This window comes from Microcoleus sp. N9_B4, assembly GCF_036701635.1.
Classification (GTDB): Bacteria; Cyanobacteriota; Cyanobacteriia; order Cyanobacteriales; family Microcoleaceae; genus Microcoleus.
The window spans coordinates 1-17,242 of record NZ_JAUBRC010000072.1 but is presented as its reverse complement, the minus strand read 5'-3'; the positions used below and the strand labels follow the sequence as shown (position 1 = coordinate 17,242).

The 17,242-nt window shown below is 44.5% G+C and carries 15 protein-coding genes; 7 read left to right on the top strand and 8 right to left on the bottom strand.

Annotated features, from left to right (window positions below):
- Positions 1-14 precede the first annotated feature (14 nt).
- Together QUA43_RS28710 and QUA43_RS28705 are read left to right on the top strand one after the other, a co-directional pair.
- A complete protein-coding gene (locus QUA43_RS28710) occupies positions 15-1,478 on the top strand; it encodes a CIA30 family protein (RefSeq protein WP_333378933.1) in 1,464 nt (487 codons plus the stop codon).
- A 258-nt stretch (positions 1,479-1,736) separates the two neighbouring features.
- Positions 1,737-2,615, top strand: a complete 879-nt coding sequence (locus QUA43_RS28705) for a sugar ABC transporter permease (RefSeq protein ID WP_333378931.1) — start codon at positions 1,737-1,739, stop codon at positions 2,613-2,615.
- A 158-nt stretch (positions 2,616-2,773) separates the two neighbouring features.
- Here QUA43_RS28705 and QUA43_RS28700 read toward each other — a convergent pair whose 3' ends face one another.
- Complete coding sequence (locus QUA43_RS28700; RefSeq protein WP_333378929.1) at positions 2,774-3,475, bottom strand: DUF4079 domain-containing protein; 702 nt, start codon at positions 3,473-3,475, stop codon at positions 2,774-2,776.
- A gap of 346 nt (positions 3,476-3,821) precedes the next feature.
- Positions 3,822-4,553 carry a YHS domain-containing (seleno)protein gene (locus tag QUA43_RS28695; RefSeq protein WP_333378927.1) on the bottom strand — a complete coding sequence of 244 codons (732 nt, stop codon included), beginning with the start codon at positions 4,551-4,553 and terminating at the stop codon, positions 3,822-3,824.
- 517 nt (positions 4,554-5,070) lie between these two features.
- Between QUA43_RS28695 and QUA43_RS28690 the strand changes: the two genes are divergently transcribed.
- The 3 genes from QUA43_RS28690 (at position 5,071) to QUA43_RS28680 (ending at position 8,017) form a co-directional block, all read left to right on the top strand.
- A complete protein-coding gene (locus tag QUA43_RS28690; RefSeq protein ID WP_333378924.1) occupies positions 5,071-5,682 on the top strand; it encodes a cupin in 612 nt (203 codons plus the stop codon).
- Positions 5,683-5,885: 203 nt separating this feature from the next.
- Complete coding sequence (locus tag QUA43_RS28685; protein ID WP_333378922.1) at positions 5,886-7,340, top strand: ATP-binding protein; 1,455 nt, start codon at positions 5,886-5,888, stop codon at positions 7,338-7,340.
- On the top strand, positions 7,337-8,017 hold the full coding sequence (locus QUA43_RS28680) for a response regulator transcription factor (RefSeq protein ID WP_333378920.1): 681 nt from the start codon (positions 7,337-7,339) through the stop codon (positions 8,015-8,017). Before QUA43_RS28685 ends, QUA43_RS28680 begins: the two co-directional genes overlap by 4 nt.
- 94 nt (positions 8,018-8,111) lie before the next feature.
- Here the strand turns inward: QUA43_RS28680 and QUA43_RS28675 are convergent, their stop codons facing one another.
- Positions 8,112-8,534: a DUF6335 family protein gene (locus QUA43_RS28675; protein ID WP_333378918.1), complete on the bottom strand. Its 423-nt coding sequence runs from the start codon at positions 8,532-8,534 to the stop codon at positions 8,112-8,114.
- 238 nt (positions 8,535-8,772) lie between these two features.
- On the bottom strand, positions 8,773-8,979 hold the full coding sequence (locus tag QUA43_RS28670; RefSeq protein WP_190734170.1) for a hypothetical protein: 207 nt from the start codon (positions 8,977-8,979) through the stop codon (positions 8,773-8,775).
- 165 nt (positions 8,980-9,144) lie between these two features.
- On the opposite strand from QUA43_RS28670, the gene QUA43_RS28665 reads away from it, so the two are divergent.
- Complete coding sequence (locus QUA43_RS28665; RefSeq protein ID WP_333378916.1) at positions 9,145-9,558, top strand: peptide chain release factor 1; 414 nt, start codon at positions 9,145-9,147, stop codon at positions 9,556-9,558.
- Positions 9,559-9,861: 303 nt separating this feature from the next.
- Here the strand turns inward: QUA43_RS28665 and QUA43_RS28660 are convergent, their stop codons facing one another.
- A complete protein-coding gene (locus tag QUA43_RS28660) occupies positions 9,862-11,373 on the bottom strand; it encodes an FAD-dependent oxidoreductase (protein WP_333378914.1) in 1,512 nt (503 codons plus the stop codon).
- 101 nt (positions 11,374-11,474) lie between these two features.
- Between QUA43_RS28660 and QUA43_RS28655 the strand changes: the two genes are divergently transcribed.
- Entirely contained in the window at positions 11,475-12,320 is an 846-nt protein-coding gene (locus QUA43_RS28655) for an ABC transporter permease (RefSeq protein ID WP_333378912.1), read from the top strand.
- A 92-nt stretch (positions 12,321-12,412) separates the two neighbouring features.
- Here QUA43_RS28655 and QUA43_RS28650 read toward each other — a convergent pair whose 3' ends face one another.
- From QUA43_RS28650 to QUA43_RS28640, 3 genes are read right to left on the bottom strand one after another with little or no spacing between them, the layout of a single operon-like run.
- On the bottom strand, positions 12,413-15,640 hold the full coding sequence (locus QUA43_RS28650; protein ID WP_333378911.1) for a DUF499 domain-containing protein: 3,228 nt from the start codon (positions 15,638-15,640) through the stop codon (positions 12,413-12,415).
- A gap of 59 nt (positions 15,641-15,699) precedes the next feature.
- Positions 15,700-15,906: a hypothetical protein gene (locus QUA43_RS28645; RefSeq protein ID WP_333378910.1), complete on the bottom strand. Its 207-nt coding sequence runs from the start codon at positions 15,904-15,906 to the stop codon at positions 15,700-15,702.
- Positions 15,907-15,950: 44 nt separating this feature from the next.
- Positions 15,951-16,916: a threo-3-hydroxy-L-aspartate ammonia-lyase gene (locus QUA43_RS28640; protein ID WP_333378950.1), complete on the bottom strand. Its 966-nt coding sequence runs from the start codon at positions 16,914-16,916 to the stop codon at positions 15,951-15,953.
- Positions 16,917-17,242: the final 326 nt, after the last annotated feature.

Below are 17,242 nucleotides of genomic sequence, written 5' to 3'. Positions count from 1 at the left end.
CAGAGGAAGCTAGTATGACTGAAAAAAAAACCGCCCAATGGGATGCCGGCCGGTTTCTCAAAACCTTGGCTTATTTCGGCGTCATTCCCTTCATTGGCAGCATTAGCTGGCTGCAACAACTCTTTGGAAGCAGCAGCAAAACTAAAAAAGACCAACCCAAACTGATACTGGTAGCCGGTGCTACCGGCGGCGTCGGGAAGCGAGTTGTCCAGCGGCTGCAACAGCGGGGATATAAAGTACGGTGCCTCGTCAGAGATGCTAAAAGAGCAACAGAAATTCTCGGCAAAAATGTCGAATTAGTCGAAGGAGATATCACTCTCCCAGAGACCCTAACACCGCTAGTAACCGATGGCATAGAAGCAGTTATCTGCTGTACCGGCACTAAAGTTCAACCGATAGAAGGAGACACCCCAACGCGGGAAAAATATTATCAAGGCATCAAATTTTATATGCCGGAAGTTGTGGATGTTCCCGAAATAGTCGAATACAAAGGCCTCAATAATTTAGTGCAAGCTGTTCGCCGCCAGCTAATTAAAGCAGGCGAAAAAACAATTTTTGACTTCACAAAACCCAGCCAAGATTTAAAAGAAACTTGGGGAGCACTCGACGACATCGTGATGGGTGGCACTAGCGAAAGTTCGATCGTACTTACAGACAATACAGCTATCTTCACAGGCAATGTTTCTACCGCCAACTCGGGCGGCTTTGCTTCGGTGCGTACCCGCAACTTTGATCCTCCGCTTAATCTCGCAGGATTTAGCGGCCTCCAACTACGTGTCAAAGGGGACGGCAAGCGCTACAAATTGATTGTTCGCAGCGAATCTAAATGGGATGGAATTGGCTATTGCTATTCGTTTGATACTGTTTACAATATCTGGATTACTGTCACTGTTCCTTTTGATGAATTAATTCCAGTATTCCGCGCCAAAACTGTCAAAGATGGCTCTAAATTTGATGCCAGCAGTATTTTTTCTTTTCAGTTAATGTTGAGCAAGTTTGAATATGATGGCGCGCTCAACCCGAAATTTACACCGGGTATTTTTCAACTGGAGTTAGAATCTATTAAAGCTGATGGGGGACAGACTTTGCCGCGATTTGTGATGGTGAGTTCGGCAGGAGTTACCCGCCCTGGCCGCCCGGGAATTAACTTGGAAGAAGAACCGCCTGCCGTCAGGATGAATGATATGTTGGGGGGGATTTTGACTTGGAAGTTGAAAGGGGAAGATTGTGTGCGATCGAGCGGCATACCTTATACTGTGGTCAGACCATGCGCTTTGACTGAAGAACCGGGAGGCAAAGCTTTAATATTTGAGCAAGGAGACAATATTAGGGGCAAAGTCAGTCGGGAAGATATTGCAGAATTGTGCGTGCAAGCCTTGGAACAGCCTCAAGCTTGCAACGTTACTTTTGAGGTGAAAGAGGGGGAAAATGGCAGTTCTCCCGGAGACTGGCAGGCTTTGTTTGCGGGAGTTAAATAACAATTGTTTGTAGGGGCTGATTAGTTTGTTACCCCTTGATTACTCGGCGGTTGAAACCGCGTCTACACAAACGAAGTCTGCCTCCGCAGACTAAGAAATAACTGGTTCCCAGGCTGAGCCTGGGAACCAATGTCCAGAGGCTCTGCCTCGCTTGTTAGTAGGAAAATTGGAGGCAGAGCCTCCGGATCTGCGTTACCAGGCAGAGCCTGTTAACGAGTAATAACTAATAACCAATAACTAATAACTAATAATTAATTTATGTCTGTGACTTTTTCCCGACGCTATTTGACGCCTTATTTGTTTTTGCTGCCGGCTTTATTTATTTTGAGTTTGACTGTTTTGTGGCCGGCGGTGCAAGCTTTTTATTTGAGTTTTACCAACTACGAATATGATTTGACTCAAATGCCGCAGTGGGTGGGGTTGAAGAATTTTGAGAGGTTGTGGGGCGATCGCACATTTTGGCAAACTTTGACGAATACGCTGCTGTATCTCACCTGCGTTGTGCCTGTATTGGTTGTTCTACCGTTGGGAATGGCGATTTTGTGCAACCAGAAACTTAAGGGGATGAACTGGTTTCGAGCCGCATACTACACGCCGGCGGTGATTTCCATGGTTGTCGCTGGGATTGCTTGGAAGTGGCTGTTTGCTGAGACTGGACTGCTGAATCAGTTGGGGGAATTGTTGGGTTTACCTCCTGTTTCTTGGCTGGCTAATCCGAAGTTAGCAATCTTTAGCGTCATGGCGGTTACTATCTGGAAAGGATTGGGCTATTACATGGTGATTTATTTGGCAGGGCTGCAAGCTATTCCGGCAGAACTTTATGAGGCGGCTGCTATTGATGGTTCTGATGGTTTGGGAAAGCACTGGGATATTACTGTGCCACTGATGAAGCCTTATCTAGTTTTGGTAGCGGTAATTTCGGCGATTTCTGCTACTAAGGTTTTTGAAGAAGTTTATATTATGACTCAGGGCGGCCCTCGCAATAGTTCTAAGACTGTTGTTTATTATCTTTACGAACGGGCTTTTAAGGATTTAGAAATTGGCTACGCTTGTACGATCGGGCTGGTTTTGTTTTTGCTAATTTTGGGTTTGTCGATTTTGCAAGTTAGCCTTCAGGGTTTGACTCGCAATGATTAAGATTTTTGACTGATGATGACGGACGCAATCCGGGCATCATAAACTCGGTTTCTCCTTCTCATTCCAGTGATTACCAGGACTTCATTACATTCAGAAACCGGGTTTATTGCTCTAATTTATACTAATTTTAGACTTGAATATCGAAGTAATGCGATCGCTCACGGCTTTGGGCAGGTCTTATTGGCGAAATCACAGCTATAAATATAGGGTTTCTGCCAGTTCAAAGGAATTTCTAATAGATCCCTGGTTCCGGTCATTCCCTGTCCCAGAAAGAGCAGCACAGCGATCGAGTTCAAGATCACATGGATAGTGCGCCAGCGATTTGAGCGGTCTTTGTAAATGTCTTCAATGATGGCAAGGGAGAAAACCATAAGTAACGCAGCGGTGATGCCAATATAGTAGTGAGACCAATACCATTCATTGGTTCGCCGATAAACGCCATCTTGAGTGCCAAGAATCACCAAACCCGTACCTGTTAGGGTCGCAAATATGCCGCGCCATAAAGCGGGTGTAGCTCGATATAGCATGACCAAAGAGGCGACAGTTGCAACAAACATCAGCACAATGAAAATGACCTGAAACGAGTTTTTGCTCCAAACATCCTTGCTCAAAATATGCTCAAAAATCGGGTAGGCTAGACCCAACAACGTCACTCCTACCACAGAACCTGACAGAATTCGACCTGCTTTGACGTGTTCTTGACCGACTACAGGTGGAATTTTGCTCTTGGTGTCGATCGCAATTTGCTTCCGACGCTGCATAGTTTGCCACGCCATATTGAGAACAACACCAAGCATAGGAAAAACAATCGCTACAGCTAAAATAGGATGCAGCAAAGCCAGAAAATCTTTAAATTCCATACAGCACCTTTTTGTTGAGGAGGGTTGGCTTCATCAACCCGGTTTTTGTGATACATAATATCATATCCGGTGATCTAACCACATGAAGTTGGTAGTCAGGACTAATAATAATTGTTCATTAACATAGATAAAACTGAAGTCCTGACTACCAACACGCTTTATGAAGGGTAAGTCACCGAATATTTTGCTCGCTCAGAAAATATAGCAGTTGTCAATTGTGTGAGGTACAGCTTTTAAATTACGCAATAACGCAATTACAATGACCTTTTTGTACCCCATAGAAATGAAAAATGCTGGAGGTAACGTCCGTGGCGGTTAACGACTAATTTTCCGCATCACTTTCAGCTTAGCGGAACAGTTCTTTGTTATTCAGAATAGCAGGCCAATTTTTGTTGGCTGAAGCAATGTGACCAGGGATATCCCCCATCCACTGTGCTTGTACTGTTTTATCGTAGTTGAGATAAAGCTTCCCATTAACGATTTTCCAGGCGTCAGGCTGGCTCACAACAAGATGCCCTTCACTGGTACCCTGGGCACAATATCCACCGTATTGAGGAGCATACTTTTCAGGATTTTTAGCAAACATATCACGGTTTGCTGCACTAGCAAACATCCAAGTTGTTCCACCCCAATTATGTTTAAATTGGCTAACTCCCATAACTAATTTGCTTTGGGTGAAATAGGCTACGACATCCTGACCATCAAGAGCCATACCTTTTTCCGTGTAGAATTGAGGATGAACGGTTGCTGTGCTGCTTTTGCCCGCACAAGGATTGGCTTTACCCGCACAAGGATTTTCTTTACCCGCGCAAGGATTGGCTTTGCCCGCACAAGGATTTTCTTTACCCGCGCAAGGATTGGCTTTACCAGCACAAGGATTGGCTTTACCAGCACAAGGATTGGCTTTACCAGCACAAGGATTGGCTTTACCAGCACAAGGATTGGATTGTGCAACCTTGGATGAGACGGTGGTAGAGTTTGAGTTTGTTGAAGCCTTGAAGTTGCCGTAGCTAACATTAGTTGTTACCAAACCTAGAATGGTGGCAATGGCGATCGTGGTAATGTATTTTACTTTCATGATGTCTAATTTCCAGATAAATTGTTAGTAATTCCACGCCAGATGTTTGCTTGAGAGTTCTTGCTCTCTGGGAATTATTCTGACTTTTTGTGGTACTCAAGACTTGAGGTTATTTACATTAACGCTCAAGAAAATGAGTGCTAGATGAGGAAGAGATGGATGGGAGATAAAACTCTCAATACTTTATAAGTCACTTTCTTCATCAAAAATTCATCTGGAAATTAGGAACGCATCATCTAGTTGCCAGGAATCTCTTATAGAGTGGAGATTAACCCTGACTATCCTTTACAGGATTTATACACTTTTGGCTTAGAAAGCGAGTTTCTTGGTAGATACCTCGTTGCTAAACCCAAGATTGCTGATGAGAAACTTAGTAAGCTGTTCTGTATTTAAATTGTATGTCAAAAAACAATTAAACTCTTGTGGGGATTAGGGGTTGGGCGTCCCGCCCGCCGAGTACGTGCAATTTAAATGCGCGACAGCTTAGTGCAGTAATTTAGCCACGAGTTGAGAAATTATGACAGGACAAGACTGGTTAGTGACTGATGATGGACAGTGCAATATTTTTGAGGCTACAAGTCAAATTGAAGATTTGACCCATCCCTACCGACTTTACCGCTTTTTAACTGACTTGGAAGATGTATTAGAGCAAATTAGTGATGATTATTTACGACTCCAGGCAATTTGTCCCCTTGTCCGCAGGTTGTTAGATAGTTCTTCCTGGTTTCAAATTGCTCTCCTTGAGCCTGACTCTGAGACAGGCTGGGCATTACAAACACTGTATGATGAACCATTTTTTCCTTTGACGGTGCAGTTGGTGGCTTGGGCACCGGGTGCTGTTTCTCCGATTCATAATCATGGCAGTTGGGGATTGGTGGCGCTACTTGGTGGACAGGAGAAAAATACTTTTTGGCAGCGATCGCCAACTCGCAAATTTCCAGATAAAATCACAACAGTGGGAGATATTTTGCTTGATCCTGGTGACGTTTTGTGCTTAATGCCAGATGCGATTCATCATGTGGAAGCACTGGGAGATCAACCAACCATTAGCTTTAATCTTTATGGTGTAACAGATTACGATCGGCGATTTGAGTTTAACCAGATTAAAGGCACTGCGGAAAACTTTTAAGGGTGCATTCTAATGAATTTTTTGCTCTATAGTCCTGGACGCACTCATACCAAAGAAACCGGGTTTTTTAGCGAATCTCCTGGCTATAACGAAGGATTTTCGTAAAAAAACCCGGTTTCTGACTGTACAGTGCGTCCAGGAATAATCTAGTTGGAAGTTTTCCTAATTTTAATGCTTAATTGTCCGCACTATTTGACCATAAAATGAAGCTAATTAGCCAAGTTAAAGGCGCTATTAATCATCTCACGGGCAAGCGAATTTCCACCTCTTCGCTTCAGTTTCGCCTGACGCTGGAATTGCTGGTACTCTCAATTTTAGCACTGAGCAGTGTGGCATTTTGGGCCGGCTGGCAAAGGTCGCAAAATCTAGTCGGTGCTCATAAAAAAACCCTGGAATACATTGGAATACGCTTTCCCGAACAGGTTGAGCTTTATAGTGAAATGGGTTCACTAGAAATTGGCTTAACCCGAAGCGTGCATAAAGCTTCGACAGGAGGAATCATGGTGTGGGTGAAGCGAAATGATGGGATGCTTTTGGTAAATTCACCTGATATGGATCTGCAATCTTCTAAGATTACGAAGATGATCTCGTTAACGGAAGTACCTGCTGAGCCGACTTTTGTTCAGGTGGGCGATCGCTATTTGGTGATCTGTAGCAGAACTCTGAGAATTAAAAATCAGTTACTGGGTACGGTATATTTCTCTCAAGATATCACTGATGAGCAACGTCAATTAAATGATGGGATTCGCAGTCTAATTGTTGTCAGTATTGCGGTCATCTTAGTGTTAATGTTGGCGATCGCCAGTCGCATTCGTCATGCTCTCCATCCTTTAGAACATATGAGTGAGGTAGCTAGCACTTTGTCTGCTGATAATTTGCAGGCGGCAAAACTCCAACTGCATCAGGCTCCTGATGAGATTTTAGGACTAGCACAAACCTTTAATGAGATGTTGTTTCGATTGTCGGGTTCCTGGGAGCAACAACGCCAATTTGTCGGTAATGTTTCCCACGAATTACGCACTCCTCTGACGGTTGTAGTTGGTTATTTACAAAGTTTGCTGCGACGCAGCACTAACTTAAGTGACTATCAGCAACAAGCACTGGAAACAGCGGTTGGGGAAACTGAACGCACGATTCGGATGTTAGAAGATTTGCTCGATTTGGCACGAGCAGATAGTGGCAACTTGCACTTTCGTTTGAATCCGGTGATCCTGAATACTCTGGTGGCTGAGGTGGCCGAAATGAGTCAAAAAGTTAGCAATCGGAAAATTATTTTGGTGTCAACTGATCGGGATGTTGTAGCCTGTGCGGATCAGGATCGTTTACAACAAGTTTTAATTAACTTAGTCGATAATGCAATCAAGTATTCTGCTCCCGAACAACCAGTTGAGTTAGTCTTAGAAAAGAGGGAACAGCAGGTGATGATTCATGTGGGCGATCGCGGAATTGGTATTTCTCTCCCCCATCAAAACCGGATTTTTGAGCGGTTTTACCGGGTGGATGAGTCAATGACGCGCTCTAGAGACGGTACAGGGCTGGGATTGGCGATCGCCAAAAGCCTGATCGAAGGCATGGAAGGACGTATTACGCTCCGATCTAAACCGGGAGAAGGTAGTATTTTTACTATCACCTTACCTGTCTGGAATCCGCAGCTATGAGCGATCGCATTCTCCTTGTTGAAGATGACCCTAAACTGGCAAAGTTCATCGAATCTGAACTTAGTCTTGAAGGATATCACGTCACTGTCGCCCCCAATGGATTGGATGGATTAATGATGGCTCGTGATGCTCAACCGGATTTATTAATTTTAGATTGGATGCTTCCCGGTATCTCTGGATTAGACATCTGTTTAAGGTTGCGATCGACTGGTATTCAAGTACCAATAATTATGTTGACAGCAAAAGATGAAGTACCCGATCGCGTGACGGGATTAAATGCTGGAGCCGATGATTATGTTACTAAGCCTTTCAGTATGGAAGAACTCCTCGCGAGAGTGAAAGCACGTCTGCGCCGAACTCAAGCAAATGACCTCGACAACTTACAATTTGAAGACATAATCTTGAACCGTTTAACCCGTGAAGTTTATCGAGGCAATCAACTAATTGAACTCACTGCAAAAGAGTTTGATTTGTTAGAATTTATGCTGCGAAATCCCCGTCAAGTCATTACCCGCGATCGAATTTTAGAAAAAGTTTGGGGTTACGATTTCATGGGCGAGTCAAACATTATTGAAGTGTATATCCGTGCGTTACGGATTAAATTAGAAGCAAGTAACTCAAAACGCCTGCTGCATACGGTTCGGGGAGTTGGATATGTGCTGCGAGAGCAAAAGTGATCGGGGGGCGGATTTACAAATACTTGGCAGATCAAGTATGGATAATGGTGAAACCGCTCCTATTATACTACCGATTTTTGGGTAAAAAATATATCTAGAAATCCGGCCGTTCCTGATAATCTTCCGCAGAACTCGGGTCTAATTCCCAGCGACTTTCATCTCGATGTTCAAGCATATTTGTTGTGTTCAAAATAGCGCCATCGGCAATCTCTATGCCCGCAGCGGCTCCGAGTTCGTCAACAATATCCAGGTCGGGAGTAGGCGCGGTTCCACCCACCGATTGCTCGCCAGTGGCACTTTCTTGTTCCGCAGCCGGATCGCCATCCTCGCCGCCGATTTGGGCACTGGTGGAAGAGTATTCCGAACTGCTGTCCTGCAGGGTTGTTATGTCGTCTTGGCTCAATCCCGATTGATCGATGACGCCGGTACCGTAAGATTCGGTAATTTCTTGAGGCAATTCGCCCACATTATCGCGTTCTGTTGTTGTTTTTGCGTTGTCTTTTTTTTGCTGTACCACGATACTTGATCCTGTTGGTTTTTGAACTTAATTAAATTTAAAATGTCGGAATTTGGCTTGACCTGAATTGTTTTTATTAATCGCCATTGGCTATGATTAAGTAGTATGATAATTGCTATTTAAGCTTTTAGCTTCTCTCCCAGGAAATATATTGCTTCCGATCGGCTATTTCATTGGGAATACAAAAAGCGATCGCCCGTTTGAAAAGGGCGATCGCTTTTTAATGGGGATGTTAATTCTATTCGGGAAAATCAGGAATTACCCATTTGGGGGGTTCCATCCGTTTCCTTCTCACCGCTTCCTCTGCTATTTCTAGCATTTTATCCAGAGAAGTATTTTCAATAAAGTTGGACGTTGCTTCTGCGTATTCCCGCTTCGGGCACTTGTCGCCCAGAACGCAGCCATTGACACAAGCTACAGCACAATCGACAGTGTTCTCCACCATAACTTTTTTCCTTTCACGTTTCCAACAACTAATAAGCACGTACTCTGGGTGAATTTGTCAAGAGACTGCTCTATATCTTTATTTTACTTCACAAATTGTCATCAAAGGTCGATCGCCAGGGCAAAACTGTTATAAAATCAAAGCAACCTACCTAATCTGCCGATCGTGAGTAATTTTCTGCGGCGCTTAAAACTTTTACCTTGGCGAGAAATGCTGCAAATTTCCGCCCTCGTCAACTGCATCGTGGTTGGATTGGAGTTATTTTTAGCGTGGGGCTTGATTCAGTCGGAAGTATTCGTCAAGGTCTTTAAGCTTCTGTTCGCTTCCTCACTGGGGATATTGATACCTTTCGCTATCGCAGTGGGAATGGGGGCTTTAGCAGTTTACTTTTTAGAGTATTGGCAGCAGCAATTTTTGCTGAACCGAGTTAGTTTGTGGGTTTTAATTTTGTGCGTGCTCTTGGGTTTGGTTTTAAAATTATTCCTACCAATACCTGCTTATTTAGCAAGTTTATCAGAAACTTCACTAATAGGAATTACGGTGGGAGTTTTTTGGAAGGGTCGGCCTTATTGGCGATAGTCATTAGTCATTAGTCATTAGTCATTAGTCATTAGTCATTAGTCATCAGTCATTAGTCATCAGTCATTAGGTAGCACCTTACCGCTATGAGTAGCGTGTTAGCATTCCTAGATGCAGATCCTCATTATTTAGGGTGATGATATAGCAGTTCTAAATCATTTGTGAATTTCTTACTCCCTCCCCTTAGTAAGGGGAGGGTTGGGGTGGGGTAAAAAGATTTACGACTCATTTAGGATTGCTATAGTTGCACCTTACCGCTAACTATTAACTAATGACTAATGACTAATGACTAATGACTAAAAATTATGGCAGCCAAAAATCTGGAATGAATGTTTTAGTCAAACTGCGAGTAAACTGATTAATCTTTCTCCCGATTTGAATGTGCGGTTCGTCAGCTTCAACGGGAATAATTGGCGCTTTGTTCCCAAGTCCGAAACGTGAAACAACCAAATTTGCCGCCTCCAAACCCGTAACATAAGCTTTTTCCTGCGACCAAGAGCCGTGACGGGTAACCACCCAATCGCCGCTCATAAATACATTATCATAACTTGTTACTGCAGGCAACAAATACTGATAGCTGCCAGGGGCAAAATGCGTCACTGCCCGCGACAGCCGAATCACGCTGCTGTCAATTACTTTTGCCTCCCGAAAAGCGGGGATGCAAGTGGCTAAATCCCGCTGAACTAAGGAAACTATTTCCTCATCTTTTAAGGGAATTAATTGGTTTGCGTGATAAAAGTCAGCTTCGACAACTGTTCCCGGTTCGTCTCGAAATTCGTCGTGCAAAGCATTCAAATCAAAAAACGTCCAACCTGTAGTTGAACTAAATCCAAAACAGGCATTAGAAGGCAGCGGAATGTCAATTTTCCTGTCAAACCACAGGCGAACAGCTAACACGTCAACTGCACCCAAATTCATCGCGTCCCGAAACTCTGGGCGACTTTGTAAAGCTGGACTGCTGGTGATAATTTTTTGCATTCCCGTGACGCCAACTGCAAAAATAACTGCATCTGCCTCGAAGGTTTCTTCGCCGCAAACAACGCCTGTTGCTCGGTTGTTGCTGTCAACTATTAAATCAGTAACTCGCTGCTTTGTCAATACTTTTGCGCCGAGTTTTTCCAGGCGTTCGACCCAGGGGCGAAAGATTTTTTCTCCGACTGTTCCGCGACACCAAACTACATCAAAATCCGGTTGGTGTGCTAATATGAAATAATAAAGCATTCCCAAAGCTGCGGCAGCAGAACATTGTTCTCCTGGTGCAAATAAACCTACTAATAACATGGGTTCAAAAGCATCGCGGTACAGTCTTGCAGAAACGCCAAACTGTTTGAACAATTCGCGGGCGGTGACGCGATCGTACCTGCGCCAAGCTTCGTCGGAATTGTCGAAATCTAGGACGGCGTAGAGTAAGGGCAAGGCTGAAAGCCGATCGACTAATGGCAGCCTTTTAAATCGGGTGTAAAGAAATGTTCCTAACGGTGTGGGAAGGATCGGTTCGTCCTGAAAAATCGGCGATTCTACTTCCAATCCCGCCGGTGAATACTGACAAGAACGAGTCCAAGGTGTGAAGGGATCAAGTCCTAATTTCTTGACTAAGGAAAATATATTTTGGTAGGGATACCAAAAGCCATGAATCCCAGCTTCTACGGAACGCCCGCCGGCGGTTTTCCACCCTGCAACTAAGCCACCCGGATAAGGGCCTGCTTCTAACAAAGTTACGTCATAGCCTTGCTGGACTAGGTGATAGGTAGCGCCTAAACCGGCCCATCCTGCACCGACGACGACTATTTTTGGGGTTGACGATTCTGCTGACATTGCGTACCTCTTGATAATTTATTAATGATGACATAATTCATAAAATGCGGATTTGATATAAAATGTGTTGAATTATGTGTTAAATTTCTCTTGAGTGAATAATGAGTGTCAAAAACCGCCAGCAGACTAACCTGTTGCTGCTCTTATTTCCCGCTACGGCCTGGCTGATGGTTTTCTTCATTTTGCCCGTGCTAATTGTACTGTTGTACAGTTTCTTAGAACGCGGTACATACGGCGGTGTTACTTGGATATTTACTCTCAGCAACTACCAGCGTTTGTTCAGTGGACTTTTCTTAGGAGTAATTGGGAGATCGCTCTGGCTGGCTTTTCTGACAACAGTTGCTTGCTTGTTAGTTGGATATCCCCTGGCATTCTTCATCGCCACCCGTTCTCCCCGGTGGCGAAATGCTTTGCTTTTGTTGGTAATTATTCCATTTTGGACTAATTTTTTAGTTAGAACTTACGCCTGGATCATACTCTTACGCAGCGAAGGAGTAGTTAACACAGCCTTGCAAAGCCTGCAAATTATTAGCGAACCGTTGAACTTGCTTTTTACGCCTTTCGCTGTGGCGATCGGTCTTATTTACGGCTATTTACCTTTCATGGTTCTGCCTTTATATTCTAGTATAGAACGCTTCAATTTTTCATTAGTAGAAGCCGCACACGATTTAGGTGCCAATGACATCCGCACTTTTTGGCGCGTATTTTTACCATTAACAAGTCGTGGCATTGTTGCAGGATCTATTTTAGTTTTTGTTCCCGCTGTCGGCGCTTTCATCACACCGGATATATTAGGTGGTTCTAAAACAGTTATGGTGGGAAATTTGATTCAAAATCAGTTTATGAAAGCCCGCGACTGGCCTTTTGGCTCGGCGCTTTCTATGTTGTTGACGGTAATCATATTGATTCCGGTGTTAATTTACTTCCGGGTGTCTGACGAAACTTAAATAGGTAGATTCAGATTTACAGTTGGGTGGGGGCGGGTTTATAAGATTATTGGTCTTAGGCACACATTGTCTGTAAAACCCTCCCCTACATTTCAATACATCACCCTTGCGATTAAATTTAAACGTTCTACCGGATTGCGTTCAAGGGTTTGTTTTATACTGCTAATATCTGAGGCATTTGCTGACAAAGCTGGATTGAATTCTAAGGTGATTTTCAAACTAACAGTTGCTTGCGCGTCGGGACTGTTCAACAAAGTGTTGATAGTCGAGAAGAAGCTCTGAAATCCCCGCAACGCCCCTTGATATTCCAACCGCACAAATTGGTCGCCGGTTTTAATGGTTACGGTTTGGTCGATTTGCGGTTTCCACCGCTGCAATAGGGCAATTGCTGTTCCTAATTTGCGATAATCCATTACCTGATCCACAGACAATTCTAGCACTTCGATGCCTTGCACTTTGTAGTCGCTCATACGATCGCCCAATCCCGCAAATACCGCATTTATCGTGCCGTCGAGTTCGATAATCGGCGGTTTCGCCTTCCACAAAGTCCCCTGTAGCCCTTCCACAACATAAGCAGAATTGCCACCATCTCGCACGCTAGAAACTTGAGAATTTAGATTGACATTGGTTGCTTTTTCTGCTGTCTCACCGTTACCGTAATCGGCCACCACACGAAAAATAGTGTTATTAACAATGGTAATTTCACACTCATCGGAAGGGCGGAAATTTCCCGGCACCAAACTATCATTTTGATACAAACTAACCGTCAATGCTCCTTTGGCTTTCCACCTCACCCGCACGGGTTTTGCCGCTTCTGCACTCGGCATCAATTGAGCGCTGAGTTCCACTTCTTTGGGCGCTGGAGGTTCGAGAATGCCGCGCTTGTACAATACAGCGCGATCGCTAAATTCGATCGTCTCCGGCAGTTTCAGCATACTATCATCGGTTTTGATAAATAGTCTCTCGCCGACTTTCATATCCCAATTGCCCATTTTCAAACCTTCGCGAATCGTCTCCCGCAGCATGGAAACTTCCGCATCGAGGAGAATATTCACACTCAAATCCTTAGCAAAAGCATCGCGCAGCGCCTTCGTTGTCCAACTATCCAACCCCGCAGGCCAAACTTTTTGCAGGATAAAAGCCGGGGCGAAAGGTTTAGCTTCTTCCGGGCGAATCTTGCCGCAATCTTTGAGGGCTTTGAGAATCACATCTTGCTGGTTGTTTTTGCCTTTCACCATACTCGCATCTTGCGCGGAAAGAGTGTAGTGCATCAACCCTTTCGGTGCTTTTACTTGGTCATTTGAGGGATAAAATAAATGACGGTAAGCATTAGTCAAAGATACTCTCACAGCTATATCTTTCGCGCCTTCCCTTTCTTTCAATTGCTTCTGTTGGCTTCCCGATAAATCTGCCAGTTGGTTCTGACTTTTGAGTATATTTTGAATGGCTTTATATTCTCTGGCATTGTCGATCGCGCTTTCTAATTCTAGCCGATTTGCCACCAAAAATAACAACCGATTGCGGTAGGTGCGAAACTTCCCCGATTCGCCGCTATTGTTAAAAATTCTCTCGATTAATTCCGGGGCTGCGTCAGTAGAAGCATTCACCGTCGCATCGTCAAAGTCGATCGCGCACAACACAACATCATCCGGGTTATCATCTACATTTCCGGGACTTTCGATATGAGAAACTAAGGTAAAGAATTTTTTGGCAAAAATGCTATCCCGACGAATTCTCAAATCTTCTTTTGCGAATCCCCTCCCAACTTGTTCTTTCTCCTCGGTAATGATTTTATTAATCGAAGGTTCTTCTTTAAACCGGGCTAAAGATGTTACCGGATCGGAGTCTAAATACCAAGCTACCTTAGTTAGTCTGTCTAAAACGCGATCGACAAAACCGCTGTCAACCCCCGGAGTCAGCAGCGACAAATTCAACTCCGCCAGCCGAATACCCGAAGAATTTCCCTGAGTCAGAGAATGCAAAAAGATCGATCGGGCTACCCAAGTAGAAAACGGCGGTTTTCCCGCTGCTATCCATTCCCCATCTTGCAATTGTGCGTAAGCCGGCCTACCATCGGGATTGTAGATATCAGCGCCGATCGCATTCCGCAAGGGCGATCGTTGCAACCGAGAAGTAAGATCATTCGTAATTTCGCCATCCATCCCTATGGGAATGTGATGCGTGTGAATCATCGGCATCCAACCATCGCGATTTTCCCACAAATGCCGCACGACTTGCGCGAACAATCGCAAAGCCCCCCGCGTCTTCTGGAATTCGGGAATAGAAGCAATTTTTTTAGTAAGAAGATTGAACAATTCCGGGTGAAACGGATAACTTTGGGCGATCGCTTTTGAGTATGACGCATCTTTGCACCCATCGGGCAAATTAACTCGGCAATTGCGATAAGCCGCCAAATATTCCGATGCCGCTTTTTCTGCTGCTTCCTCGCTAACTTTGGCAAACACGCGCTGTTTGACGATGTTGTAAATTTCGATATCTGTAGAAGGACTTAACACCCTTTCTTGTCTTGCAGAAGCGCGCATCGTTTCTTGCAATTCAGCAGTTTCTTCCGCAAAAGTATCTGCTGTCGAGGCGAGGGAATAAACCAATACTAAATTATCGCAGGCTGCCGCCAAATCCATCAAGGAAAATAGGAAGGCTACCACTTGTTCGGCTAAATCGCTTCTGCCAATTTTTTTCGCTTTTGCCGATCGCAAATACCGCGCAATTTCATCTAAAATAATCACAGTCGGCTGTCCCCCCGTCAACCGTTCTAACACCGAAGTACCGGGACTGACGCCACTTTTGTCGCTACCTTGCAGTAACTGATAGCCTGAAATCCCGCCAATTTGGTAGGCAATTTCACCCCAAAGAGTATAGGTTGTCAAGCCGCTGTCCGAGTGATAAACTCCTTGTTCTGGGTCTAAATCTCGACCATCGATCGCTGCAACTTGTAAAGGACGATCGGGAATCACGCTAATATCTGTAAAACGTTCCAATCCGTGAATTTCTCGCCCTTGCTTGCAGATATGCCAGAGTGCAATTTCATCGTGAGTTTTGCCGCCCCCAAAACTCGTTTCCAAACGGATTACCGCAGCCCCGCTGCTTTGCTTCATCAAGCGGCTCAAAACTTCCCGGATTAGGGTTTTAATGCCGTCAGTTGCGAAGGTATTAGCAAAGAATTTATTAGCATCTTGATAAACTTGAGGTGCATTTCCTTCGACTACCAGCCGCAATTTTGCTGCAAATAAATCTAGAGACAAGTCTCCCGATAAAATCTCATCTCTCGGCACGCAGGTATCAAAGATTAATGGCAGCATCTCAAAGATCCTTTGGCGTTGGGTAAATGATTAAAATTGAGATGTTAAACCATTTTCAATTAGCTTGGATGAACAGGCAAGATGCCTGTTCCACAATCAAATTCATCTTTTTGGGAAGGATGAACAGGCAAGATGCCTGTTCCACAATCAAATTCATCTTTTTGGGAAGGATGAACAGGCAAGATGCCTGTTCCACAATCAAATTCATCTTTTTGGGAAGAATGAACAGGCAAGATGCCTGTTCCACAATCAAAAATAAAATTCATCTCTCGCTTCACGGGCATCTTGCCCGTTCTTGAAAAAGTGCAAGCTAATGACTAAAATCGACATTTCCCCCGCTGACAATTACCCCAGCTCTCGCATTTTCAGCTTTCACAACACCTGAAAGCAAAGCTGCTGCCCCCAGCACTCCAGTCGGTTCAACAACTATCTTCATGCGTTCCCACAGAAAAAACATTGTGCTGCGAATAGCCTCTTCTGAAACAGTTGCCATATCATCAACATAATGCAGCACCAAAGGAAAGGTTAATTTCCCCAAAGATGGCGTGCGCGCACCATCAGCAATCGTATCCGGGTTAGTAACAGTTTGCAGCGTTTTCGTGCGGAACGATCGCGCCGCATCGTCTGCTTGCTCCGGTTCTACTCCTATTACTTTACACTGCGGAGACAAAGTTTTTGCTGCGATCGCGCATCCCGACAGCAAACCCCCGCCGCCACAACAAACTAACAGCAAATCCAACTCCCCAACTTCCGCGATTAATTCCAGCGCCGCCGTACCTTGTCCCGCAATCACCCACGCATGATCGTAAGGAGGAATAATTGTTAAGTGTCGTTCTGCGCCAATTTTAGCCGCTAACTCTTCGCGGGAAACTTGAGTGCGATCGTACAAAATAATCTCTGCACCGTAGCCGCGAGTCGCTTCTTGCTTGACTTTTGGCGCATCTGTCGGCATGACAACAGTAGCAGGAATCTGTAACAACTGGGCGGCAAGGGCGATCGCCTGCGCGTGATTTCCCGAAGAAAAAGTCAAAACTCCCCGCTGTTTTTCGGCTTCAGATAGCTGCATTAAAGCATTGCAAGCACCCCGAAATTTAAACGAACCCGTGCGCTGAAAGTTCTCGCACTTGAAAAATACCTGAGAATTCGTCTGTTTGTTGAAAGTTTCCGAAGTCAGCACCGGCGTCTTGAAAGCTGTGCCTTGCAAGCGCTTTGCCGCCGCCTCCACATCCGCGAAACTGACTGACAAGGGATTTTGGGCACAGAATTGAGCACTCATAGATTTTAGGGCGATCGAGGACTCTATTTGTAGGGTGGGCATTGCCCGCTTCACTCCTACCATTAAACTATAAATTTTTATCATCAGCTTATTAATAATTATCATTAGCTGTGGCGCTTAATGGTTGAAAAAGCTGTTGACTAAAATCAAAGTTATGACAATTTACTATCAAAAAGTAAAGGGGCGTTTGTACTTGCACAGGAGAGGGATGAATGAATAGAAATTTAACCACCGCCCGATTAATTGTAGCCCACATTCCGCAGATATTCGATCGGATTTAATTTCAAAAGAATTCAGAATTCTCAAAGCCTCAAATGATTGCAGAG